The sequence below is a fragment of the Pseudomonas sp. 20-5 genome, assembly GCF_056782835.1.
Genome location: NZ_CM165584.1, coordinates 6,256,977 through 6,279,685, shown reverse-complemented (window position 1 = coordinate 6,279,685; position 22,709 = coordinate 6,256,977). Strand labels below are relative to the sequence as shown.

Below are 22,709 nucleotides of genomic sequence, written 5' to 3'. Positions count from 1 at the left end.
ATGCATTTCGCCGATCCGCGGGAAGCCCGCGAGTTCCTCGCCGCACACCCCGAGGTGCGCAGCATCGAGCTGTTCCTGATCGACGCCAACGGCGTGCCGCGCGGCAAGCTGCTGCATCGCGACGAGCTGCTGGCGGTCTACGAAAGCGGGCGGCCGCTGCCGAGCACCATCCTCGGCCTGACCATCAATGGCGATGACGTCGAGGAGACCGGCCTGGTCTGGGACGTCGGCGATGCCGATTGCTGGACCTTCCCGCTGCCCGGCAGCCTGACCCTGCAACCCTGGCGGCAGTCACCGACCGGCCAGGTGCAGGTCAGCATGCATCCCGAACTCGGGCTACCGGCCGCGGCGGGCGATCCCCGGCATGTGTTGCAGCGTGTTATCCACAGCCTGCAGGCGGAGGATTTCCACCCGGTGATGGCGGTGGAACTGGAGTTCTACCTGCTCGACCGCGAACGCGACAGCGACGGCCGGCCGTTGCCGGCGTTGCAGATGAATGGCCAGCGGCCGCGGGCGACCCAGGTCTATGGCGTCTACGAGCTGGAGCAGTTGCAGCCATTCCTCGATGACTTGTATGCCGCCTGCGAGGCCCAGGGCCTGCCGGCGCGCACGGCGATTTCGGAGTACGCGCCGGGGCAGGTGGAAATTACCCTGCAGCATCGCTTCGACACGCTCCAGGCGATCGACGAAGGCGTGCGCTACAAGCGCCTGGTCAAGGGCGTGGCGAATCGCCATGGGTTGCAGGCCTGCTTCATGGCCAAGCCGTTCGCCGATCTTTCCGGCAGCGGCCTGCACCTGCACGTCAGCCTGGCCGACGCCGCTGGCAACAATCTGTTCGCCAGCGAGGACCCGGCCGGGACCCCGCTGCTGCGCCAGGCCATCGGTGGAATGAAGGCGTGCCTGCTGGAGTCTTTGGCGCTGTTCTGTCCGAACGCCAACTCGTTCCGCCGCTTCCAGGCGAACAGCTACGCGCCGCTGGCGCCGACCTGGGGAATCAACAACCGCACCGTGTCGCTGCGGGTTCCCGGCGGCCCGGCGTCCAGCCGGCACATCGAGCACCGCATCTGCGGCGCCGACGCCAATCCCTACCTGGCGGCGGCGGCGTTGCTCGCGGCGGTGCGCCTGGGGATTCGCGAGCGACTCGACCCCGGTGCGCCGATCACCGGCAACGGCTACGCTCAAGCCACCCAGGCGTTGCCGAGCGACTGGCTGACCGCGCTGCGCGCGCTGGAGGGCTCGGCCTGGGCGCGCGAGGCGCTCGGCGAGGATTTCCTGAAGATCTACCTGGCGATCAAGCAGGCCGAATACCGTGCCTTCATGGGCGAGGTCGGCGAGCAGGACTGGCGCTGGTATCTCAACCAGGCCTGAATGAACGGCTGCCGGCGTTGCCGGTCAGTCATTGAAGCGGGCGGCCGATTGGCCGTCGGTGTTTTCCACGCGGCACAGGAGTAAGGAAAAGCAGATGAGCACGCCCGTCGTTCTTATCACTGGTGCAGCCGGCGGCTTGGGCCGGGCAATCGCCAAGCGTTTCGCCCAGAGTCATTGGCGCATCGCCGCCACGGATGTGGATAAGGAGGGCCTGCACGCGCTGAACGCGCAGGTGCCGTTGGACGCCAGCGGGGTCGCCGACCTGCGCAGCGCGGATAACTGCCATACCCTGATGTCGAAGATTCTCGCCCGTACCGGACGTCTCGACGCCCTGGTGAATGCCGCGGGCGTCTGGCGCGAGGGGCCTGTGGAAAATTTCACCGAGGAGGATTTCGACCTGGTCCTGGGAGTCAACCTCAAGGCCTCCTTCTACATGTGCCAGGCCGCGATTCCCTACCTGAAGGAAAACCAGGGCAGCATCGTCAACATCTCCAGCGACTCCGGACGCCAGGCCTACCGGGGTTCGGCGGCGTATTGCGCGAGCAAGGCGGCGCTGACCATGCTGAGCAAGACCCTGGCGCTGGAACTGGCCGAGCAGGGCGTGCGGGTCAACGCCGTGTCGCCGGCGGATATCGCCACGCCGATGCTCGACTACCAGGCCGAACGCTATGGGATGGGCAATCCGGATGGCTACAAGCGCGCGCTGCTGAAGGATTATCCACAGGGCAAGGCGGCACGCTTCATCCGCCCGGAAGAAGTCGCCGAGCTGGTCTGGTATCTCTGCGGCCCTCAGGCCGAAGCGATCACGGGCGCTGACCTGGCGGTGGACTTCGGCCTGTCCGCTGGCCGCTGAGTGGATTTTCCACGGGTCGCTCCGCTGGAGCGGCCTGTGGAAAAGTTTCAGTCGTCCCTGGCCCGACTGGATATCTTCACCCAGTTACCGGCGGCGGCGATGCCCATGCCGCCGTAACCCTGGCAGTTCCCGCCAAGGCTCTCCACCACTCGCAGGTCGATGCCTTCCTGCCATACCAGCAGGCTGCAGCCGGCGCCCAGGCCTTCGCTGCGCAGCCGGTAGAGCGCGCCTTGCCCCTCCAGCCGACCGGACAGTTCGCCGACCGCCGCGGGCCCATATTCCATCAGTTTCTCCGGATTGCCGATGCGCATCAGGGCGAAGCTCGCCTGGTAGCCGCCCTTCACCGGTTCGATCTGCAGGCTTTCCCATTCGGCCTGCCCGGCGTAGCGCAGGTAGTGCCCGGCGAGGCCCTGGAGAGACGGATAGTCGACTTTCAGGGCAACCTGTTCCAGGTTGTAGCGCGTGGCCTTGCCGCTGTAGCCGCGATCCAGCGCCAGGTTCATCCAGGCGCGGGCGCGTCCCGGTTGCCCGGCCTTGAGGCTGGTCAGCGCGAGATTGTTCAGCGCCTGTTCCGAGTCGGCTCCGCCCTGTTCCTGGCGCTCGGCCAGGCGCAATTGCCAGGCGAAGGCGTCCAGCGCCTGTGGATAACTCCCCTGTCGATAAGCCTGGGTGCCGCGCGTGTTGCATTCCGCGGCGGTGGCGCAGGGCGTATCCTCGGCCTGGATGGCAGCGGCACCGATGCCGGCAAGCACGGCCAGGGCCAGGAGAAGGATGCGAATGGCGACAGGCATTGGAGCGATTCCCGGTGGAAAAGGGCCAGTCTAGAAAAGCCCGCGGATGTCTGCACGACCCGGCGCGATTTCGATCATGACGATTGAAAATTTGTGGCCGCTGCCGTCTTCGTTTGCGTCTATGGTGTCCCCCGCCCGTCCTGATGAGAGAAAAAGCGCTATGCAACCCGGAAACAACCAACTGTCGATGACCGTGCTGATGACCCCGGACATGGCCAATTTCTCCGGTAATGTCCATGGCGGCACCCTCCTGAAGTATCTCGACGAAGTCGCCTATGCATGCGCCAGTCGCTATGCCGGTCGCTACGTGGTGACCCTGTCGGTGGATCAGGTGATCTTCCGCGAGCCGGTGCATGTCGGCGAACTGGTGACCTTCCTCGCTTCGGTCAACTACACCGGGCGGACTTCCATGGAAATCGGCGTCAAGGTCATCACCGAGAACATCCGCGAGCAGTCCGTGCGTCATACCAACAGCTGTTTCTTCACCATGGTGGCCCTGGATGACGAGCGCAAGCCGGTGGCCGTCCGCCCGCTGGAGCTGGAAACCGCCGAGCAGAAGCGCCGCTTCGCCCAGGCCCAACAACGCCGCCAGCTGCGCGCGGAGCTGGAGGCCCGCTACCAGGCGATTCGCGAAGACGGATGAGGAAGGCTGCCGGTGTCCGGTCGAGCCCGCTTCGGACCTGCTGCCGTTTCGCGAATTTTCGCAGCTTTTCATAAGAAAACGCAGAGGTTTGCCTCTGCTGGCGTCCATTCCTGACATTTCTTGATAAGAAACCGGCGTGCCTGTTAAAACTCCAGCAACGTCAACGGGTTAACCTGTCGGTATCGCGCCGGGTTTCGCCAGGAACCATAGCCGCCGTCGGGTCGCTCGAATGCCATGGGCCGGTCGCTCTGCCCGGCTCCGTTGGCGGAAAGCCTTTCCGCCTTGCCGTCACGGGCGCGGGTCCGTGATCCATTTCGAACGTCGTCGTCCGCCGGCCAGGCCGCGGAGGACGCGTTCCCCGTGTTGCCGGGAGTCCTGATGCACCATACGCCGTTACTCACTACACTCGCCGCGGGGTTCGTCCTCGCCTTCCTCTTCGGGGCCCTGGCCAATCGCCTGCGCATTTCGCCGCTGGTCGGCTACTTGCTCGCGGGCGTCCTGGCCGGGCCGTTCACTCCCGGTTATGTCGCCGACCAGGCGCTGTCGCAGGAAATCGCCGAACTCGGCGTGATCCTGCTGATGTTCGGCGTCGGCCTGCACTTCTCGCTCAAGGACCTGCTCTCGGTGAAGGCCATTGCCATTCCCGGGGCGCTGGTGCAGATCGGCGTCGCCACGCTGCTTGGCATCGGCCTGGCCAAGCTGCTCGGCTGGAGCTTCGGCGGCGGCCTGGTATTCGGCCTGAGCCTGTCGGTGGCCAGTACCGTGGTGCTGTTGCGCGCCCTGGAGCAGCGCCAGTTGCTGGACACCAAGCGTGGCAGGATCGCCATCGGCTGGCTGATCGTCGAGGACCTGGCGATGGTCCTGACCCTGGTGCTCCTGCCGGCGCTCGCCGGCACCCTCGGCGGCAAGACCGACGGCGGCGACGCCGGTCTGCTCTGGCCGCTGCTGATTACCCTGGGCAAGGTCGCCGCCTTCGTCGCCCTGATGATCTTCGGCGGTCGCCGGGTGGTGCCCTGGGTGCTGGAGAGGATCGCCGCCAGCGGTTCGCGGGAACTCTTCACCCTGGCCGTGCTGGCCATCGCCCTGGGCATCGCCTATGGCTCGGCGGTGCTGTTCGGGGTGTCCTTCGCGCTAGGCGCCTTCTTCGCCGGGATGATCCTCAACGAGTCCGAACTCAGCCACGAGGCGGCGGAGAACTCGTTGCCGCTGCGCGACGCTTTCGCGGTGTTGTTCTTCGTCTCGGTGGGGATGCTGTTCAATCCGATGATCCTGTTGCAGGAGCCGCTGACGGTCCTGGCCACCTTCTTGGTCATCGTCTTCGGCAAGTCGGTGGCCGCCTACCTGATCGTCCGCGCTTTCGGCCATCCGAACAGCACCGCACTGGTGATCGCCGCCAGCCTGGCGCAGATCGGCGAGTTTTCCTTCATTCTCATCGGCCTGGGCATTGGCCTCGAACTGGTGCCGGAGCAGAGCCGCGACCTGGTGCTGGCCGGGGCGATCCTGTCGATCCTGGTCAATCCGCTGCTGTTCATCGCCATCGATCGCCTGCAGCAACGCAAGGAGCAGCGCCTGGCGGAGGCCGCTGGCGGGGTTCGCGAGATGCCGGCGCAGGACCTGCCGCCGCCGATCCTGGAGCGCGAGCATGCGGTGCTGATCGGTCATGGCCGGGTTGGCGGGTTGGTCAGCGCTCGCCTGCGCGCCGCCGGGACGCCCTTCGTGGTGGTGGTGGACAAGCGTGATAAGGCCGACGAACTGCGCGAACAGGGCTACAGCGTGGTCCTCGGCAACGCCGCCAGTCCCGGCGTGCTGGAACTGGCCAACATCGCCGAGGCGCGCTGGTTGCTGATCGCCATTCCCAACGGCTTCGAGGCCGGGCAGATCGCCAGCCACGCCCGCGCGGTGAACCCGCCGCTGGACATCGTCGCCCGGGCGCATTTCGACGCCGAGGTGGACTACCTGGAGCAGAACGGCGCCAACCTGGTGATCATGGGCGAGCGCGAGATCGCCTGCGGCATGGTCCATCGCCTGGGACTCGACCGTGACGAGCGCGGCGCCGACGCACCGCTGCCGCAGTCGGCCTGACATGTTGCGCCGTCTCTACGACTGGACCCTGCGCCTGGCCGGCCATCCCCGCGCGGAGCTGGCCCTGGGCGGGGTGACCTTCGCCGAAAGCTCGTTCTTCCCGATTCCGCCGGACGCCTTGCTGGTGCCGATGGTCCTGGCCAACCGGGCCAAGGCCTGGCGCTACGCGACGATCTGCGCGATCAGCTCGGTGCTGGGCGGCATCGCCGGCTATTTCATCGGCTTGCTGCTGTTCGAGAGCGTGGCCATGCCGATCCTGGCGTTCTACGGCTTGCTGGAGAACTTCGAACAGGTCGCCGAACGCTACAACGAACTGGGCTGGCTGATGGTGCTGCTGGGCGGCGGCTTCACGCCGCTGCCGTACAAGGTGATCACCATTACCAGCGGAGTGACCCAGCTCGACCTCTGGCTGTTCGTCGGCCTCAGCCTTGTCGCCCGCAGCCTGCGCTTCGCCGCTACCTGCGCTTTGCTGTTCTGGGCTGGCCCACGCCTGAAGACCCTGATCGAGCGGCGTCTGGGCATGGCTTTCGTGCTGATGGCGGTGATGGTGGTCGGTGGGTTGATGTTGGGGAAATACGTTCTTTAGCCAGCAGTCGGGTGACGGCCCAGGCGCTTGAGCGCCAGCATCGGTTTGCCCAGCAGAGCGCTGAGTTGTCTGGAGCGTTGCATGGCCGGACTTTCTATGAAACGGAAGGATAGATACGACGCGAGCACTACCAGGGGAGTGATCGCACCTATGACCAGCCAGTGTTCCAGAGCGGAAAACGCCTTGGCGTTGTCCCTGCCGATCAGCAGTTCGAAGCTGATGAATAGGATGCACCCGTGCAGCAGATACATGCTGTAGGTCATTTCGCCGAGGAAGCGGGACAGTGCTTGAGTCAGCAGGCCGAATAGGCTCGAACCCGCCGCAATCAGCAGGAAAGCCAGGCCGAGAATGAGGATCGCCGTTTCCTGATAGGCGCTGGGAAAGAGCACTCCGGGTAGGAGCAGGAGCGCCAGGCATAGGAGATTGCCGGGGATACTCGCGGCGAATCGCTGCAGGTGCGTCGAGCGTACCGCGAGCGCTGACAACCCACCAGCGACGAACATATAGGCGAGCGTCCAGTTCGGCTGCCAGGCTTTCAGTACCAGCCAGATCATGCCTGCCATGATGGCCATGGCTACTGGGGAAGGACGGTTCCCGAGCAGGACGCCGAGGAATGGCAGGCAGAAGTAGAACAACCACTCATAGGGCAGCGTCCAGGTCACCCCTGCCACGATGCGGAATGTCCCGATGAAACCGTTCATGTCAGGCTTGCTCGGTATCGAGAAGAGCAACCAGTCGAGCATCTTGCCAAGCAGGGCCGAGGGCGCCTCGCGTAGGGAAAAGCCGGTGGCCGTGAACACCAAAAGGAATAGCAGTGCCATTGCCAGGAGATAGGCTGGGAGCAGCCGGGCAATCCTCGATGCATAGACATCCAGCCATCTGATCGGCGTGCCGCGGCTGTGCAGGAGCTTGTGAGCGAAGAGGAAGCCGGTGACCATGAAGAACAGCGCGACGCTGGTCTGGCCGAAATGGGCGTAGAGCCGGGACGGCGGTAGTTGCCAGAGACCATCCTTCAGGTAGTAGTACCAGATGGACGAGTGATGGAGAAAAACGAAGAACGCCAGGTAACCGCGCAGGCCGTCGATGGTGACGAACCGGGAAGCGGGCAGGCGCGCGCTGCCAAGGCGACGAATGAACTCACAGGTGGCGAGCGCAACAGCCAGGCAGGCTAGGGCAGGTAGGGCGCTGGTGGGGCTCATTCGTCGGTCTATCTCTGTCGGAAGACCGAGAATGATATGTCAGATTCCTACATTGCGAGTGAGCGAGCTTCGAATTTGAGACGTGGATGTGCGATCCGATCCTGCGCCCGCACCAGCTCCAGCTCGTAGCTGCCGCAGGCCTGGGTTTCCAGCAGCACTTCATGGACCGCGGCGCCGGTGAATTCGAAGGCGTTACGCAAGTCGTCGCCGAGCAGCAGGCGAGAGAGGAACAGCCCCGAGGCCAGGTCGCCGACTCCGACCGGTTGCCGCGGGAAGGCCAGCAGCGGGCGTTGCAGGTGCCAGGCCTGATCGGCGGCCACCAGCAGCATCTCGAAGGTGTCGCCGGCCTTGCCCGGATAGTTCAGGTGCTTTACCAGGATTGCCCTGGGACCGCGTGCCAGCAGGCTCCGTGCCATTTCCACGCAGTCGGCGAGGGAGTCCGGCTGGCGGTCGCAGAAGCTGTCCAGCTCCAACTGGTTGGGACACAGGTAGTCGGCGACCGCGGCGGCTTCTTCCAGCAGGAAGTCGCTGACCTCCGGGGCCACGATGCAGCCTTTTTCCGGGTGGCCCATGACCGGGTCGCAGAGGTACAACGCCCGAGGGTTGGCCTGTTTGATCCGTGCCACCACATCGAGAATGGCGCGGCCCTGGGCGGCGCTGCCGAGATAGCCGGACAGCACCGCGTCGCAGTTGCCCAGTTCGCCGATGCCGGCAATACCGTCCACCAGCGCCGGGATCTGCTCCGGCGGCAGCACCTGCCCGGTCCATCGACCGTACTGGGTGTGGTTGGAGAATTGCACCGTGTTCAACGGCCAGACGTTGATTCCGATGCGCTGCATCGGGAACACCGCCGCGGCATTGCCGGCGTGGCCGAAGACCACATGGGACTGGATGGCGAGCAGGTGGGGCGTGCGTGGCATGAGACGACTTCCTACAGCTGAGTCGGCGCAGTATGGGGGCTAATTCACATGGCGAAAACACCCCCCACTCGCTGCCTGCCGGGAGAACGGGTAAGCTGGCCGTCCCCCTACACCGGATTCCGCTCGTGACCCTGGGTAACCTTTTCGTCATGCTCCTGTTGGGCGCCGCCGCAGCCTGGTGGTGGCGCGCCCATGGCGTGCGCGAGCGGGCGTTGCTGCTGGCCAAGCAGCATTGCGCCAAGCAGGGCGTGGAACTGCTCGACGAGAATGTCGCGCGCCGGCGCCTGCGCCTGGCCCGTGACCACCGTGGTCAGTGGCGGCTGAGCCGCGAGTTCGGTTTCGAATTCACCGTCAGCGGCGAGGAACGCTACGCCGGGCGCATCGTCATGTATGGCTATCACCTCGGCGCCATCGAATTGGCCCCGCATCGCTTCGAGGCGGCCGCCGAGGTCGACAACCCGCCGGTGCATAGCGCCGAGGTGATTCGCCTCGACGAGTGGCGGCAGTCCCGGCAGAAAAAGGTCGGCGACTGAGGCGGCAGAGCGTCAGGGCAGTATCCCGAGAGCCTTGAGACTGGCCTTGCCCAGTTCGACGCGCTTGCCGATGTCGGCCTCGCCGCCGGGCATGTCGATGTTCAGGGCGAAGCCGTAGAGCCGCTCGTTGCGCTTCACCCAGCCCACCCACCAGCCGAGTTCCGGCGTGCAGTCGAAGCACCAGCCTGTCTTGCCGTGCAGCTCCCAGCCCGGGCCGCTTTCCAGCAGGGTCATGGCGCGCACGGTGGACTGCACCGGGGCGGGGAATGGCAATTCTCCCTGCGCCAGTCGGAGCAGAAAGCGGGTCTGTTCCATCGCGCTGATCTTCAGCGGTCCCACCAACCAGAAGTTATCCACAACCTGGCCGATTTCCGCGTTGCCGTAACCCAGGCGCGAGACATTGGCGCGCATCCGCTCCAGGCCGATGCGCCGCGCCAGTTCCTGGTAGACCGGTACGTTCGATGCCTTGATCGCCTCGCGCAGGCTCATGTCGTGCTCCCAGGCCTTGAAGCGCTGGGGCTTGCCGCCATAGGGAAGAACCTCGTCGGCGGATCTAACCGCCCCTGTGGATAAGCCGATCAGGCTGTTCGCCACCTTGTAGGTGGAAGCGGGAACGAAGCGGGTTTCCGCGCGCTCCCGGTCATGGCCGACATAGCACTGCCGCTGCACATCGTAGAGGACGAAGGTGCCTTTCACCCCGGCCGCGCCGAATAGCTTGTCCACGGCCTGGCTGTCGTTCCATTCGCTGGCCTGGGTATGCCCGGAAAGCAGGAGAAGGGCACTGAAGAGGAGAGGGCGCATGGCTCGGTCCTGTGGAGTCATCCTCCCTGGGACCGATGGATGAGCGCCGGATTCCCCACGGAAGGAGCGTTCATGGATTGGGCAGGAGAAAGTCGCGTACGCGTTCGGCGGCATCGGCCGGGTCTTCCTGCATGAAGCAGTGGCCGCCGACCACCACGTGGGCGCTGACCTGGGGGTTGAGCGAGCACCAGCGCGCCACCGACTTGGCGACGAAAGGGTAGGTGCGGTCACCGTAGAGCACGCGGGTCGGCGTGGTGATCTTGCCCAGCGACGGCCACAGCCGCCTGGGGAAGGAGCTGAAGATCTCCGCTTCGCGGCTTGGCCGGCACTTCAGCTCGACTCCGCCGTCGCTCTCCTTCAGCGCATATTCCACGTAGGCCCACAGCGCCTCGTCGGTCCAGCCCTTGAAGATACCGCGGCCGCGCAAGCCGGCGTAGGCGGCTGCGCGATCGGGCCACTGGCTGCGGCGCAGGCGCGCCTTCTTCGCCAGGCTGCCGCGCAATTGCAGGCCGAGGGTCTCGGAAAGTGCCATCACGCCGATCATCGCCGGGGTGAACAGTACCGGGTCGAGCAGCACGGCGCGGGCGAACAGGGTGGGATGGCGGGCCAGGACGAGGCTGCTGAGGACGCCGCCGAAGCTGTGCCCGCAGGCCAGTCGCTGGACATCTCCATAGGGACCGCGCCCGGCCTCGAAGGCCTCCACCGCCATCTCGGCGTTGCGGTTCCAGCCGTGGAAGCGGCCGCCGTGGTCGCTTTCGCCGTGGCCCTGGATGTCGCACAGCCAGAGGTCGAAATCCTCCGCCAACAGACGCAGCATCGGTTCGTAGGTGCGGCCGCAGAAGCCGTTGCCATGGAGGAAATGCAGCAACGGCTTGCCGCTCGGTTCGCTGCGCCAGCCGCGCAGGGTGAAACCGGCCGAGCAGGAATGGGACCAGGGGGATAGCGACATGGGCGGACTCCTCGTACGGCGCGCAGTGTAACCGGGCGCCGTGCTATCGTCGCCGCTTCCCGCCGCCGTTTCGATCCGCCGATGTCCTTGTCCCGTCCGCTGCGCCTGTTCCTGCTGTTGCTGCCGCTGCTCGGCGGCCTGCTGCTGTCCATGGACTGGGCGGGTCGCCAGGCGCGGCAGCAGGCGCTACGCGCCGAGGGCGAACAGGTGCGCAAGCAGCTGGACCTCTACGCCGGCTCGCTGCAGACCCTGATCGAACGCTTCCGCAGCCTGCCGGCGGTACTGGCGCTGGATCCGGACCTGCGCGCGGCGCTGGCCGGGCCGATCGACGGCGAGTTGCAGCAGCGCCTCAACCTCAAGCTGGAAAGCATCAACCTGGCCGCCCGCTCCTCCACCCTGGAGCTGCTCGACCGTACCGGGCTGGCCGTGGCGGCGAGCAACTGGAACCTGCCGACCAGCTACGTGGGCCACAACTACGGTTTCCGTCCCTATTTCCGCCAGACCATCGCCCAAGGCTCCGGACGTTTCTATGCGGTCGGGGTGATCAGCGGGATTCCCGGTTATTTCCTGTCCCACGCGGTGCGCGCCGAGGACGGCAGCTTCCTGGGCGCAATCGTGGTCAAGCTGGAGTTTCCCGATCTGGAACGGCAGTGGAACCAGACCCCCGACCTGGTCCTGGCCAGCGACGCCAAGGGCATCGTGTTCCTCGCCAACCACGCCGGTTGGCGCTACCGCGAACTGGAACCGCTGGATACCGTGGACCGCTTCGAACTGGCGGAGACCCGGCAATACGATCGCCAGCCCCTGACACCCCTGCGCCACCAGACCTTGCGCAGCTACGGCGAAGACCGCCGTCTGGCGCGGGTGGAAAGCGCCGACGGCGAGAAGGACTACCTCTGGCAATCGCTGGACCTGCCCAACGACGGCTGGACCCTCCACTTGCTGCGCGACACCGCGAGCATCCAGGACGACGTCGCCACCGCGCGCCTGGCCGCCGCCGGCACCTGGCTGGCGCTGGTCTTCCTCGGCTTGTTCCTGCACCAGCGCTGGCGTATCGCCCGCCTGCGGCAACGTAGCCGGGAGGAGCTGGAGCGCCTGGTCGAGCAGCGCACCGCCGACCTGCGTACCGCGCAGGACGGCCTGGTGCAGGCGGCCAAGCTGGCCGCCCTGGGGCAGATGTCGGCGGCCCTGGCCCATGAGATCAACCAGCCGCTCACCGCCCAGCGCATGCAACTGGCCAGCCTGCGCCTGCTGCTCGACGCCGGACGCCACGACGAGGCGCGCCAGGCGTTGCCGCGCATCGACCAGATGCTCGAACGCATGGCCGCGCTCACCGGCCACCTGAAGACCTTCGCGCGCAAGAGCGCCGGCGGCCTGCGCGAGCGTATCGAGTTGGGTCACGTGGTCGAACAGGCGCAGCAGTTGTTGCTGCCGCGAATCCGCGCCGAACGGGTGGAGATCGAGCAGGCGCTGCTCTGGCCGGCCTGGGTGATGGGTGACGCGATCCGCCTGGAACAGGTGCTGGTCAACCTGCTGCGCAACGCCCTGGATGCCGTTGCCGGCCAGGAGCGGCCATGGATCCGCCTGGCCCTGCAACGGCTTGGCGGCGACTGGGTGCTGAGCGTCGCCGACAACGGCGGCGGGATTCCCGCCGAGCACCTGGGCAGCGTCTTCGATCCGTTCTTCACCACCAAGCCGGTGGGAGAGGGACTCGGCCTCGGCCTGGCGGTATCCTATGGGATCGTCCACGAACTCGGCGGCCGCCTGCAGGTCGCCAATGCCGAGGCGGGAGCGGTGTTCAGCCTGATCCTGCCGGCGGCCCCCGATGACACGAGCGTAACGACATGAGCGACCAGGTGATCTTCGTCGACGACGAAGCGACGATCCGCGAAGCGGTGCAGCAATGGCTGGAGCTGTCCGGCTTCGAGGTGCGCCTGTGCCTGCGCGCCGAGGAATGCCTGGGAGCATTGGACAAGTCCTTCGCCGGGGTGGTCATCAGCGATGTGCGCATGCCCGGCATGGACGGCCTGCAACTGCTCGCCAACCTGCAGGCGGTCGATCGCGACCTGCCGGTGATCATGGTCACCGGGCACGGCGACGTGCCGATGGCGGTGGAGGCCATGCGCCAGGGTGCCTACGACTTCATCGAGAAACCCTTCACGCCCGAGCGCCTGCTCGGCAGTTTGCGGCGCGCGCTGGAAAAGCGCCGCCTGGTGCTGGAGAACCGGCGCCTGAAGGAGCAGGCCAGTCTCAAGGACCAGGTCGATGCGCGTCTGCTCGGCGTGTCCAAGCCGATGGAAGCGTTGCGCCGGCAGGTTCTGGCCCTGGCGCCGACCCCGGTGAACGTCCTGATCCGTGGCGAGACCGGCAGCGGCAAGGAACTGGTTGCCCGCTGCCTGCACGACTTCGGGCCGCGCGCCGACAAGCCGTTCGTGGCGCTGAACTGCGCGGCGATTCCCGAGCAATTGTTCGAGAGCGAGCTGTTCGGTCATGAGAGCGGTGCGTTCACCGGCGCGCAGGGCAAGCGCATCGGCAAGCTCGAGCATGCCCATGGCGGCACCCTGTTCCTCGACGAGATCGAAAGCATGCCGTTGGCGCAGCAGGTCAAGCTGCTGCGCGTCCTGCAGGAGCAGCAACTGGAGCGGCTTGGCTCGAACCAGAGTATCCACGTCGACCTGCGGGTGATTGCCGCGACCAAGCCCGACCTGCTGGCCGAAGCACGTGCCGGACGCTTCCGCGAGGACCTGGTGTATCGCCTGAACGTCGCCGAGCTGCGCCTGCCGCCGATCCGCGAGCGTCGCGAGGACATCCCGCTGCTCTTCGAACATTTCGCCAGCGTTGCCAGCCAGCGCCTCGGCCGCGAGCCGCAGCCCGCCGCGCCGGCGGAACTGGCGCGGCTGATGGCCCACGACTGGCCGGGCAATGTACGCGAGCTGGCCAACGCCGCCGAGCGCCATGTCCTCGGCCTGGAGCGTGGGGACGCGGAGGAAGGCGGCGGCCTCACCTCGGGGCTGGCGGAACGCATGGAAGCCTTCGAGGCGGAGTGCCTGCGCCAGGCGCTCGGCCAGTGCCGCGGGGATATCAAGGCGGTGATGGAGTTGCTGCAACTGCCGCGCCGGACACTCAACGAAAAGATGCTGCGGCATGGCCTCAGCCGCAGCGATTTCGTCGGCGAAGAGCCGGCCTGAACCAGCCCTCGCGAGGCGTCAGAGATCCTTCGCCAACTCCGTTGGCGCCTGGCGCCCGCCGCGTTGCAGCAACGCCAGGTAGACCAGCCCCACCGCGATCCAGGCCAGTCCGAGCAACTGTGCGTCGAGGCTCATGCTGTACAGCACGTAGGCGATGATCGCCAGGCCCACCAGCGGGAACAGTAGATGCCGCAACCACTGGCCGGAGCGCTGGCGGCGGTAGTAGTGGTTGATCACGCTCAGGTGCAGCAGGCAGAAGCCGGTGAGGGCACCGAAGTTCACCAGTGAGGTGAGCACGTCCGGTGCGTCGAGGAAGGCCCAGCCGATTCCCAGCGACAGCACCGCCACCAGGTACAGGCTGACGTGCGGCGTCTGGTAGCGCGGATGGACCCTGGCCAGCGCGCGCGGCAGCCTGCCGTCGCGGGCCATCGAGTAGAGCAGGCGCGAGACCGCTGCCTGCGAGGTGATCGACACCGTGACACCCCAGGCCAGCGCGGTGGCTACCGCGGTCAGCATCGACAGCCACTGGCCACCGGCCGCTTCGGCGATCTCGTAGAAGGCGGTGTCCGCCGACTTGAAGTTCATCCCGGCGGCGAGGTCGGTGGCCAGCCAGGTCTGCGCGATGAAGATGCCGCCCATGATGAACAGCGCGATCAGCGCGGCGCGGCCGATCTGCCGGGCGGGATCGCCCTTGACCTCCTCGGCGAGGGTGGAGATGGCGTCGAAGCCGAGGAACGACAGTACGGCGATCGAGGCGGCCTTCATTACCAGGCCGAGATCGAAGGCTTCCGGGCGATACAGCGGTTCGAGGGTCAGCCGGCCGTTGCCCAGGCCGCCTTCCAGCGCCTGGTAGCCGACCACCAGGAAGATCGCCAGCACCACCAGCTCTCCGATCAGGAACAACAGGTTGGCGCGGGCGGCGAAGGTGATGCCGCGCAGGTTGACCAGGGTCGCCGAGACCAGGAACAGCAGCATCCAGGCCAGCTTGGGGATCGCCGGGAACAAGTGGTTCAGCGCCAGCGCGCTGAACACGTAGAGCAGCGGCGGGATCAGCAGGTAGTCGAGCAGCAGCACCCAGCCGGCGATGAAGCCGACATGGGGGTGGATGCCGCGCTGGGCGTAGGAATACACCGAGCCGGCAATCGGAAAGGCCTTGGCCATGGCTCCGTAGCTGAGGGCGGTGAAGAGCATCGCCAGCATGCCCACCAGGTAGGCCATCGGCACCATGCCGTGGGCGTCGGCATGGACCCAGCCGTAGACCCCGAACGGGGCGATGGGGATCATGAAGATCATCCCGTAGATGATCAGGTCGCTCAGGGACAGGCTGCGGCGCAGCTGTTGCCGGTATCCGAACTGTTCGATGGCCATGACGGGCTCCTCGGGAAAAGGCAGCGTATTGTCGTTATCGGCGCCGCACGCGAAGCGGGCCTCTTTCTCGTTGTTGGCGACCGGCGGCGCCGGTCATCGCATCAGAGCCAGGGATACAGACGCTCGGCCCAGGCGTACACCGCATCCGGCGTGCGCAATCCATCGTTGCGGATCTCCAGCAGCACCGCTTCCAGACCGCGTGCGTCGCCATGCACCGGAACGGTAGTGTCTTCCGCCGGGTCGATCGCATAGGGCTGGTTGCCGGCGACTTCCAGGCCGTGCCGGCGCAAACCGTCGAGGATGCGCCTGGCGTAGGCGCCGGCGTTGCGATAAAGCACCCCGGCAACCAGCGGGCGGGGTCTGCCGTGGTACACCGGGGTAAAACTGTGCACGCCGACCACACGGGTCGGCACGCCGGCGGCCTGGCGCTCGTCGAGCAGTTGCGTCAGGCGCTGGTGGAACGGATGGAACAGGCAATCCTGGCGATAGCGGCGCACCGTCTCGGACAGCTCGCGGTTGCCGGGAACGGGGTAGACCTCGCTGTGCGGCGGAATGCTGTCGGGCGCCTCCAGCGGTCGGTTCAGGTCGATCAGCAGACGCGAGTAGCCGGCCGCCAGCAATGGCGCGTCGAGTCGCCGGGAAAGCTCTTCGGCCAGCGCCAGGGCGCCGATATCCCAGGCGATGTGTTCTTCCGCCGCGGCCTGGTCCAGGCCGAGGCGCTGCAACTCCAGCGGAATGTGCCGGCTGGCATGCTCGCAGACCAGGACCACCGGGCTGCGCCCTTGGGGATTGAGCAGGTGGTAGGGCGGCAGCTGGTAGATGCCGAGTTCGGGGTTGTCAGTAGAGCTCGGCATAGTGGCGGCACAGGTCGTCGTCGGAAAGGCCCGCCGTCAGCGCCAGTTCGTGGCGCTTCATGGCGAGGTAGGTGTCCAGCAGCGGCTTTGGCAGCTCGGCACAGAGCGCCTCGTCGCGTTGCAGGCAGTCGAGCGCATCGCCGAGGGTCGCCGGCAGGGCCTGGATGCCGCGGGCCTGGCGCTCTTCGTCGCTGAGGCCGTGCGGATCGATATCGGCCAGGGCGCGCAGCGGCAGGCGTCGTTCGATGCCCAGGCGGCCGGCGATCAGCACCGCGGCCATCGCCAGGTGCGGACAGGCGGTGGCGTCCATCGGCCGGAATTCCAGGTTGTACTGCTTGCCCAGCGGCTTGCCGCCGACGCTCACCACCGGGCAGATGCGCAGCGCCGCTTCGCGGTTGCGCAGTCCCAGGCAGGCGTAGGCGGCGCTCCAGTGGTGGGGTTTCAGGCGCAGGTAGGAGGCGGCGGTAGGCGCGGTCAGCGCGCACAGCGCTGGCAGGTGCGCGAGCACGCCGGCGGCCCAGTGCTCGCCGAGTTCGGAGAGATCGTTGGGTCGACCGGGCTCGTACAGCAGCGGGCTGCCGTCGGCATGTTGCAGGCTCAGGTGCAGGTGCACCCCGTTGGTCACCGCGCCGGGTGCCGGCAGCGGTGCGAAGCAGGTACGCAGGCCCATCTGTCGCGCCACTTCGCGAGTGACCTCGCGGACGTTCACCGCGCGGTCGGCGGCGGCCACGCCCTGCGCCGGGCGGCAGGTGACCTCGTACTGGCGCTGGCCGTATTCGGGGAGGAACATCTCCGGCTCGGTGCCAGCCTGGGCCAGGGCGCTGACCAGCCAGCCGGGGAACTGCCCGGCGGCACGCTGGGCCTGCAGCGAAAACGCCGCGGCCGGACGCTCGCCGGGCAGGCCGAGCAGGCTGAATTCGTGTTCGAACGCCGCGATGACCTGCAGGCCGCTGTCGCGATAGCGTTCCACCTCGGCCCGCAGCAGGCTGCGCGGGCAGGCCGGCCACGGCGTGCCGTCGGTTTCCACCAGGTTGCCGTGCAGGTAGTCGAGCGCCGGCGCAGCGGCGTCGGGACCCTGCTCGACGCGCACCCGGCTGTTCGGGTCGGGCAGCAGGCGCAGGTCGCCGTGGCTGCCCCAGGGGCTGCTCTCGTCGATCAGGTCCTGCGGGGTCAGCGAGCTGTTCGCCGGTACCCAGCCGCAACCGCTGGCCAATTGCTCCTCCAGGGTCGCCAGGGGCAGCGAACGCCCGCGGGTGATGCCGGCCAGGTCGGTGGTGACGAAGCTGACCAGGCGTACCGGCTGCAGGCGGTTCACAGGTTGCTCCGGCCGAGGGCGGCGATGCGTTGCAGGACGGTCTCGGTGTCGCTGATCCAGCAGTAGCCCTTGATCGCTTCCAGGCAGGCCTGGTGGCGTTCCGGGGTATGGGTGGCGCAGGCATCCTCGACCAGGGTGACCAGGTAACCGCGGTCGGCGGCATCGCGCACGGCCATGTCCACGCACTGGTCGGTGACCACCCCGCAGACGATCAGGTGGCGGGTGCCGAGGTTGCGCAGTACGTAGTCGATGGCGGTGGAGTTGAAAACGCCGGAAGAAGTCTTCGGCAGCACGATCTCGTTGGCGGTCGGCTCCAGGGCGTCGATCACCCTGGCGTCCGGGCTGCCCTTGGGCAGGTGCATCTCCGACAGCTTGTGATCCAGCGAGCGGTCGCGACCGTCGGCGGTGAGGCTCTCGATGACGGTGTGCAGGACGTTCTCGTCCACTGCGCGCATGGCCCTGAGCAGGCGCTGCTGGTTGGGGATCACCTGGTTCTGCACGCGCTCGTAGAAGTAACCGGCTGCCTGCGGATCGACGTGCGGGTCGCGCCCCGGCTCGACCCAGGCACGCTGCATGTCGACGAACAGGATGGCGGTCTGCCGGCGGCCGAATGGCAGGTCGCGCGGCGAGTGGTGGGGCAGGCTGAACATCGGGTCATTCCTCCAGAATATGACTGCTGAACGCGTTGCGGAGCTGGTCGATGCCCTCCAGGCGTTCGTCGAGCGGCGCGCCCATGCGCGCCACCAGGGTCGCTACCAGTGCCTCGACCTGGGCCATGGCCGGCACCAGCGAGTCGAAGGGCGAGGCGGATTCCACTGGCGAACTGACGATCAGGTCGGCGTGTTCGCGCAGCGGCGAGGCGTAGATGTCGGTGAACAGCACCAGCCGTGTGCCGCGTGCCTTGGCGGCCTGGGCCACGTGCTGGGCCTGGCTCTGGTAGCGGCGATAGTCGAACAGGACCAGCAGGTCCTGGCGGCCGAGGTCGTAGAGCTGGTCGGGGAGCAGGGCGCCGTCGTCGAGCAATCGGCACTGCGGGCGCAGCAGGCGCAGATGGGTGACCAGGTAGCCGGCGAGGAAACGGCTGAAGCGTCCGCCGTGGCAGTGCACGCGCAGGCGGCTGTCGAGCAGCCAGTCGGCGAGGCGCTGGATGTCATCGGGGCGGGTCAGGCCGAGGGTCTGTTGCAGGCTCTGGCCAGCCTGGTCGAGGTAGCGCGCCCAGGTGTCGTCGCGGCCCATCCGCTCGCGGCGTTCGGCGAGCAGGGTGCGCGGCGAGCGCAGGCGGTCGTCGACGTCGGCCAGCAGCGCTTCCTGGAAGTCGCCGTAGCCGGCGAAGCCGAGCTTTTTCACCAGGCGCATGATCGTCGGGTCGCTGACTCCGGCGTGCCGGGCCAGGCGCGTCATCGGACCGAGGCCGAGGCGCGGGTAGTCATCGAGCAGGGCACGCACCACCTTGCGCTCCGCGGGCGTCAGTTCGGCGGGCGGGGAGGCCAGGCGTTGTTTTAGTTCTTGCATGGGGCATCCTCGAAGGTGGGTCGATTGTGTAGTGAATTTTTCAGATTGTTCAATATGTGACGGAATGTTTTTTTCACTACATTTCCCGCAAACGGCCGAATGACCTCTGTCGTGGCACGGCAGGCAGACGTACGGCCGGGACGGAAACGAAAAAGCCCGGTCGAAGACCGGGCTTTTTCCAGGGGCGGTTACGCGGCTTGGCTCAGAACGCCGGTACCACCGCGCCTTTGTATTTCTCCTGGATGAACTGCTTGACCTCGGCGCTGTGCAGGGCCTTGGCCAGCTTCTGCATGGCGTCGCTGTCCTTGTTGTCCGGCCGCGCGACGAGGATGTTCACGTAGGGCGAGTCGCTGCCTTCGATGGCCAGCGCATCCTTGGTCGGGTTCAGCTTGGCTTCCAGGGCGTAGTTGGTATTGATCAGCGCCATGTCGACCTGGGTCAGCACGCGCGGCAGGGTCGCGGCTTCCAGTTCGCGGATCTTGATGTTCTTCGGATTGTCGACGATGTCCTTCGGCGTGGCGGTGATGCTCTTGTTGTCCTTGAGCTTGATCACCCCGGCCTTGTCCAGCAGGAGCAGGGCGCGGCCGCCGTTGGTGGCGTCGTTGGGGATCACCACGGTAGCGCCGGAAGGCAGTTCGTCGAGCTTCTTGTACTTGCTCGAGTAGGCGCCCAGCGGCTCGATGTGTACGCCGGTCACGGCGACCAGGTCGGTGCCCTTGGCCTTGTTGAACTCATCGAGGTACGGCTGGTGCTGGAAGAAGTTGGCGTCCAGGCGCTTTTCCGAGACCTGCACGTTCGGCTGCACGTAGTCGGTGAACTCCTTGATCTTCAGGTCCACGCCTTCCTTGGCCAGCAGCGGCTTGACCACGTTGAGGATCTCCGCGTGCGGCACCGGGGTGGCCGCGACGGTGAGGGACTCGGCGGCCTGGGCGGCGGTGAGGCCGAGCGCCGCGACAGCGGAGAAAGCAGCAAGCAGTTTTTTCATCTTCAACTCCTTTCGAGGTGTTCCTGGCGGCTGTGGATAACCGCGGCGCTCAGGGTTTTGGGCTTGGCCGGCAAGCTTACTTGCGCGAGAAGTGCACCACCAGCTTGTCGCCCACGGTTTGCAGAATCTGGACGAGGATCAGCAGCATCACCACCGTGACCACCATCACGTCGGTCTGGAAGCGCTGATAGCCGAAGCGGATCGCCAGGTCGCCCAGCCCGCCGGCGCCGACCACTCCGGCCATCGCGGTGTACGAGACCAGGGTGATGGCGGTGACGGTGATGGCGGCGATGATGCCCGGCCGGGCTTCCGGCAGCAGGGCGTTCCAGATGATCTGCCGGGTGCTGGCGCCCATCGCCTGGGTTGCCTCGATGATGCCCTTGTCGACCTCGCGCAGCGCGGTTTCCACCAGGCGCGCGAAGAACGGCGTGGCGCCCACCACCAGCGGCGGGATGGCCCCGGCGACGCCCAGCGAGGTACCGGTGATCAGTACGGTCAGCGGGATCATCACGATCAGCAGGATGATGAACGGCAACGAACGGAGGATGTTCACCACTAGCGAGAGCAGGGTGTAGACCGCCTTCTGCTCGAACATCTGCCGTGGCCCGGTAAGGAACAGCAGGACGCCGAGGGGCAGGCCGAGGACCACCGTGAACAGCAGCGAACCGCCGAGCATCCAGAAGGTGTCGACGCTGGCCAGCCAGATTTCGTACCAGTCGATGTTGGCGAAGCTCATGGTTTCGAAGAAGTCCATCAGCGCAGTACCTCCACATGTACGTCAGCGGCGTTCAACTGGCTCATGGCGGCTTCCAGGTCACCGCCGACCAGGGCCAGGGTCAACTGGCCGTAGGGCGTGTCCTTGATGCGGTCGATGCGTCCGGAAAGGATGCTGTAGTCGACCCCGGTCTGCCGAGCCACGGTGCCCAGCAGTGGCGCATAGGTGGCTTCGCCGCGGAAGGTCAGGCGCAGGATGAGACCCGGCACGTGGGCGAAATCGTCGTGGCGCTCGTCTTCGTCGACCCGTTCGGCCTCGAACACGAAGCGGCGTGTGGTCGGGTGCTGCGGATGGAGGAAGACATCGGCGACATCGCCCTGCTCGACGATGGCGCCGCCGTCCATGACCGCGACCTGGTCGCAGACACGGCGGATCACGTCCATCTCGTGGGTGATGAGGACGATGGTCAGCTTCAGCTCGCGATTGATTTCCGCCAGCAGTTGCAGGACCGAGGCGGTGGTCTGCGGATCGAGGGCGCTGGTGGCCTCGTCGCAGAGCAGGATGCTCGGCCGGCAGGCCAGGGCGCGAGCGATGCCGACGCGCTGTTTCTGTCCGCCGGAGAGCTGGGCCGGATACTTGCGCGCGTGGTCGGACAGGCCGACCCGCGCGAGCAGCTCGGAGACCCGCGCATCGACTTCGGCACGGCTGAAGCCGCCGGCCAGGCGCAGGGGCATGGCGATGTTGTCGGCGACGGTCTTCGAGGACAGCAGGTTGAAGTGCTGGAAGATCATCCCGACGCGCTGGCGGAAACGGCGCAGGCCTTCGGCGTCGAGGGCGGTGACGTCTTCGCCCTCGACCAGGATGCGGCCGCCGCTGGGCTCCTCGAGGCGGTTGATCAGGCGCAGCAGGGTGCTCTTGCCGGCACCGGAATGGCCGATCAGGCCGAAAATCTGCCCGGCCTGGATGTTCAGGCGGGTCGGTTGCAAGGCGGGGATTTCCCGACCGGCAACTCGATAGGTCTTGTGGACGTCGTGGAATTCGATCACTGGGCGAACCTTGTGGGTGCGGCGATGCTGTTACGGCTGGAGCACGGGCTTGGCGGGAAGCATGGGCGGTCAGCTAAACCGAGCATTTTACCTTGCTTTCTTATGCATTATTAATATTTATTGGTGATGAAAAATCATTGAAATGGAATAAGCGTCTGGTGCGCTCCCGACAAGCGCTTTCTGCTGCGGCCGGGGCAGGACCGGTCTCAATTCCGGGGGGTAAGTATCAATCGGGTTGGCTTGTCGGCCTGTACGACATGGCTGAGATGCAGGTCGAAATCGGGTGAGAGCTTCTTCACCCGCGCCAGGAGCTGGTCGGAAACCAGCGGATAGTCGCTGTCCCGGCGCACTTCGATATGCACCCTGCAACGGTAGGCGACGACATCCGCGGCCACCGCGTCGAGCACCGCACCGAGGCCGCCCTGGCCGGTGCCGTCGAGCATCGGCAGGGGCACGGCGCTGCTGGCCGCTTGCGGATCGATCAGGTGGGGAGCGCCGGGCAGCGGCTTCAGCTCGCCGCCGGGCGGCGTCTGGATGATCTGCTGCATCTGCTGCTGGGCCGCCTGCTGCATGCGTCGGGCCTGCTCGGCGCGGGCGGGATCGACCTTGGCGCGGTTGATCGCACCGTCCAGCCCGGCGGTCAGCGCCGGCGCTTTGGGCATCAGTCCGCGGGCATGGCCGAGGGCGCTGGTGGCGGTGTTGAGGTCTCCTTGACGCAGCGCGGTTTCCCCGCGCTGCATGTAGGCCTCGGCCAACTGGCGGCGGAACGCTTCGACGCGCTCGTCGCCGGCGGCTGCGCTGCGCAGGGCCAGCCATTGTTGCTCGGCCTGTTCGAGCTTGCCGGCGGCCAGGGTTTGCTGCAGTTCGGCATAGGGATCGGCGGGCTGCGCCTGGGGCGCGACCACCGGCGTCGGTTGCGACGACGCATTGCCCTGGCAGGCGCTGACCAGCAGCGCCGCCGCCAGGACGGACAGCAGGCGAAAGAAGGACGACATCATTCC

General features: G+C 66.6%; 22 protein-coding genes. 8 read left to right on the top strand and 14 right to left on the bottom strand.

The window, feature by feature from the left end:
* Both AC1RB9_RS28935 and AC1RB9_RS28930 read left to right on the top strand, forming a co-directional pair.
* A complete protein-coding gene (locus AC1RB9_RS28935) occupies window positions 1-1,368 on the top strand; it encodes a glutamine synthetase family protein (protein WP_003458377.1) in 1,368 nt (455 codons plus the stop codon).
* A 94-nt stretch (window positions 1,369-1,462) separates the two neighbouring features.
* Complete coding sequence (locus AC1RB9_RS28930) at window positions 1,463-2,221, top strand: SDR family NAD(P)-dependent oxidoreductase (protein WP_003097046.1); 759 nt, start codon at window positions 1,463-1,465, stop codon at window positions 2,219-2,221.
* A 47-nt stretch (window positions 2,222-2,268) separates the two neighbouring features.
* Here AC1RB9_RS28930 and AC1RB9_RS28925 read toward each other — a convergent pair whose 3' ends face one another.
* A complete protein-coding gene (locus tag AC1RB9_RS28925; protein WP_003458376.1) occupies window positions 2,269-3,012 on the bottom strand; it encodes a hypothetical protein in 744 nt (247 codons plus the stop codon).
* A 160-nt stretch (window positions 3,013-3,172) separates the two neighbouring features.
* Between AC1RB9_RS28925 and AC1RB9_RS28920 the strand changes: the two genes are divergently transcribed.
* The 3 genes from AC1RB9_RS28920 to AC1RB9_RS28910 all read left to right on the top strand — a co-directional run bounded on the left by AC1RB9_RS28920 (window position 3,173) and on the right by AC1RB9_RS28910 (window position 6,323).
* Window positions 3,173-3,655, top strand: a complete 483-nt coding sequence (locus AC1RB9_RS28920) for an acyl-CoA thioesterase (RefSeq protein ID WP_003097040.1) — start codon at window positions 3,173-3,175, stop codon at window positions 3,653-3,655.
* Window positions 3,656-4,033: 378 nt separating this feature from the next.
* Window positions 4,034-5,737 carry a YbaL family putative K(+) efflux transporter gene (gene ybaL, locus AC1RB9_RS28915; RefSeq protein ID WP_003099695.1) on the top strand — a complete coding sequence of 568 codons (1,704 nt, stop codon included), beginning with the start codon at window positions 4,034-4,036 and terminating at the stop codon, window positions 5,735-5,737.
* Between the two features lies 1 nt (window position 5,738).
* Window positions 5,739-6,323 (top strand): YqaA family protein, encoded by a 585-nt coding sequence (locus AC1RB9_RS28910; RefSeq protein WP_003097034.1) that lies wholly within the window; start codon window positions 5,739-5,741, stop codon window positions 6,321-6,323.
* Here AC1RB9_RS28910 and AC1RB9_RS28905 read toward each other — a convergent pair.
* A complete protein-coding gene (locus AC1RB9_RS28905) occupies window positions 6,320-7,522 on the bottom strand; it encodes an acyltransferase family protein (RefSeq protein WP_003099701.1) in 1,203 nt (400 codons plus the stop codon). The two genes, AC1RB9_RS28910 and AC1RB9_RS28905, sit on opposite strands and share 4 nt — an antisense overlap.
* Before the next feature lie 47 nt (window positions 7,523-7,569).
* On the bottom strand, window positions 7,570-8,442 hold the full coding sequence (pdxY, locus tag AC1RB9_RS28900) for a pyridoxal kinase PdxY (RefSeq protein ID WP_003458375.1): 873 nt from the start codon (window positions 8,440-8,442) through the stop codon (window positions 7,570-7,572).
* A 32-nt stretch (window positions 8,443-8,474) separates the two neighbouring features.
* Here pdxY and AC1RB9_RS28895 point away from each other — a divergent pair, with 32 nt between their 5' ends.
* Window positions 8,475-8,975, top strand: a complete 501-nt coding sequence (locus AC1RB9_RS28895; RefSeq protein ID WP_003121391.1) for a DUF3301 domain-containing protein — start codon at window positions 8,475-8,477, stop codon at window positions 8,973-8,975.
* Window positions 8,976-8,987: 12 nt separating this feature from the next.
* On the opposite strand, the gene AC1RB9_RS28890 is transcribed toward AC1RB9_RS28895, so the two are convergent.
* Both AC1RB9_RS28890 and poxA read right to left on the bottom strand, forming a co-directional pair.
* Window positions 8,988-9,776, bottom strand: coding sequence for an OXA-50 family oxacillin-hydrolyzing class D beta-lactamase OXA-486 (locus AC1RB9_RS28890; RefSeq protein WP_003161965.1), 789 nt, complete (start codon window positions 9,774-9,776; stop codon window positions 8,988-8,990).
* A gap of 70 nt (window positions 9,777-9,846) precedes the next feature.
* Entirely contained in the window at window positions 9,847-10,725 is an 879-nt protein-coding gene (poxA, locus tag AC1RB9_RS28885; protein WP_003099708.1) for an alpha/beta hydrolase PoxA, read from the bottom strand.
* Window positions 10,726-10,806: 81 nt separating this feature from the next.
* Here poxA and AC1RB9_RS28880 point away from each other — a divergent pair, with 81 nt between their 5' ends.
* Both AC1RB9_RS28880 and AC1RB9_RS28875 read left to right on the top strand, forming a co-directional pair.
* A complete protein-coding gene (locus AC1RB9_RS28880) occupies window positions 10,807-12,573 on the top strand; it encodes a sensor histidine kinase (protein ID WP_003114131.1) in 1,767 nt (588 codons plus the stop codon).
* Complete coding sequence (locus AC1RB9_RS28875; RefSeq protein WP_003099712.1) at window positions 12,570-13,913, top strand: sigma-54-dependent transcriptional regulator; 1,344 nt, start codon at window positions 12,570-12,572, stop codon at window positions 13,911-13,913. Before AC1RB9_RS28880 ends, AC1RB9_RS28875 begins: the two co-directional genes overlap by 4 nt.
* Window positions 13,914-13,931: 18 nt before the next feature.
* On the opposite strand, the gene AC1RB9_RS28870 is transcribed toward AC1RB9_RS28875, so the two are convergent.
* The 9 genes from AC1RB9_RS28870 to AC1RB9_RS28830 all read right to left on the bottom strand — a co-directional run bounded on the left by AC1RB9_RS28870 (window position 13,932) and on the right by AC1RB9_RS28830 (window position 22,703).
* The gene (locus tag AC1RB9_RS28870; RefSeq protein ID WP_003099715.1) at window positions 13,932-15,281 is read right to left on the bottom strand and encodes an APC family permease; all 1,350 of its coding nucleotides are present in this window, start codon (window positions 15,279-15,281) and stop codon (window positions 13,932-13,934) included.
* Between the two features lie 101 nt (window positions 15,282-15,382).
* Complete coding sequence (locus AC1RB9_RS28865) at window positions 15,383-16,051, bottom strand: N-formylglutamate amidohydrolase (protein ID WP_003122323.1); 669 nt, start codon at window positions 16,049-16,051, stop codon at window positions 15,383-15,385.
* Window positions 16,052-16,118: 67 nt separating this feature from the next.
* Window positions 16,119-17,450, bottom strand: a complete 1,332-nt coding sequence (locus AC1RB9_RS28860; RefSeq protein WP_003122324.1) for a glutamine synthetase family protein — start codon at window positions 17,448-17,450, stop codon at window positions 16,119-16,121.
* On the bottom strand, window positions 17,447-18,100 hold the full coding sequence (locus AC1RB9_RS28855; RefSeq protein ID WP_003099724.1) for a cysteine hydrolase family protein: 654 nt from the start codon (window positions 18,098-18,100) through the stop codon (window positions 17,447-17,449). The genes AC1RB9_RS28860 and AC1RB9_RS28855 overlap by 4 nt, the downstream gene beginning before the upstream one ends.
* Window positions 18,101-18,104: 4 nt before the next feature.
* Window positions 18,105-18,962 (bottom strand): transcriptional repressor QapR, encoded by an 858-nt coding sequence (gene qapR, locus AC1RB9_RS28850; protein WP_003099726.1) that lies wholly within the window; start codon window positions 18,960-18,962, stop codon window positions 18,105-18,107.
* A gap of 202 nt (window positions 18,963-19,164) precedes the next feature.
* Window positions 19,165-19,947: a MetQ/NlpA family ABC transporter substrate-binding protein gene (locus AC1RB9_RS28845; protein WP_003097007.1), complete on the bottom strand. Its 783-nt coding sequence runs from the start codon at window positions 19,945-19,947 to the stop codon at window positions 19,165-19,167.
* Window positions 19,948-20,023: 76 nt separating this feature from the next.
* Window positions 20,024-20,701 carry a methionine ABC transporter permease gene (locus AC1RB9_RS28840; protein ID WP_003097004.1) on the bottom strand — a complete coding sequence of 226 codons (678 nt, stop codon included), beginning with the start codon at window positions 20,699-20,701 and terminating at the stop codon, window positions 20,024-20,026.
* Complete coding sequence (locus tag AC1RB9_RS28835) at window positions 20,701-21,708, bottom strand: methionine ABC transporter ATP-binding protein (RefSeq protein ID WP_003097002.1); 1,008 nt, start codon at window positions 21,706-21,708, stop codon at window positions 20,701-20,703. Before AC1RB9_RS28835 ends, AC1RB9_RS28840 begins: the two co-directional genes overlap by 1 nt.
* A 206-nt stretch (window positions 21,709-21,914) precedes the next feature.
* A complete protein-coding gene (locus AC1RB9_RS28830) occupies window positions 21,915-22,703 on the bottom strand; it encodes a PA5502 family lipoprotein (protein ID WP_003122325.1) in 789 nt (262 codons plus the stop codon).
* Window positions 22,704-22,709 lie beyond the last annotated feature (6 nt).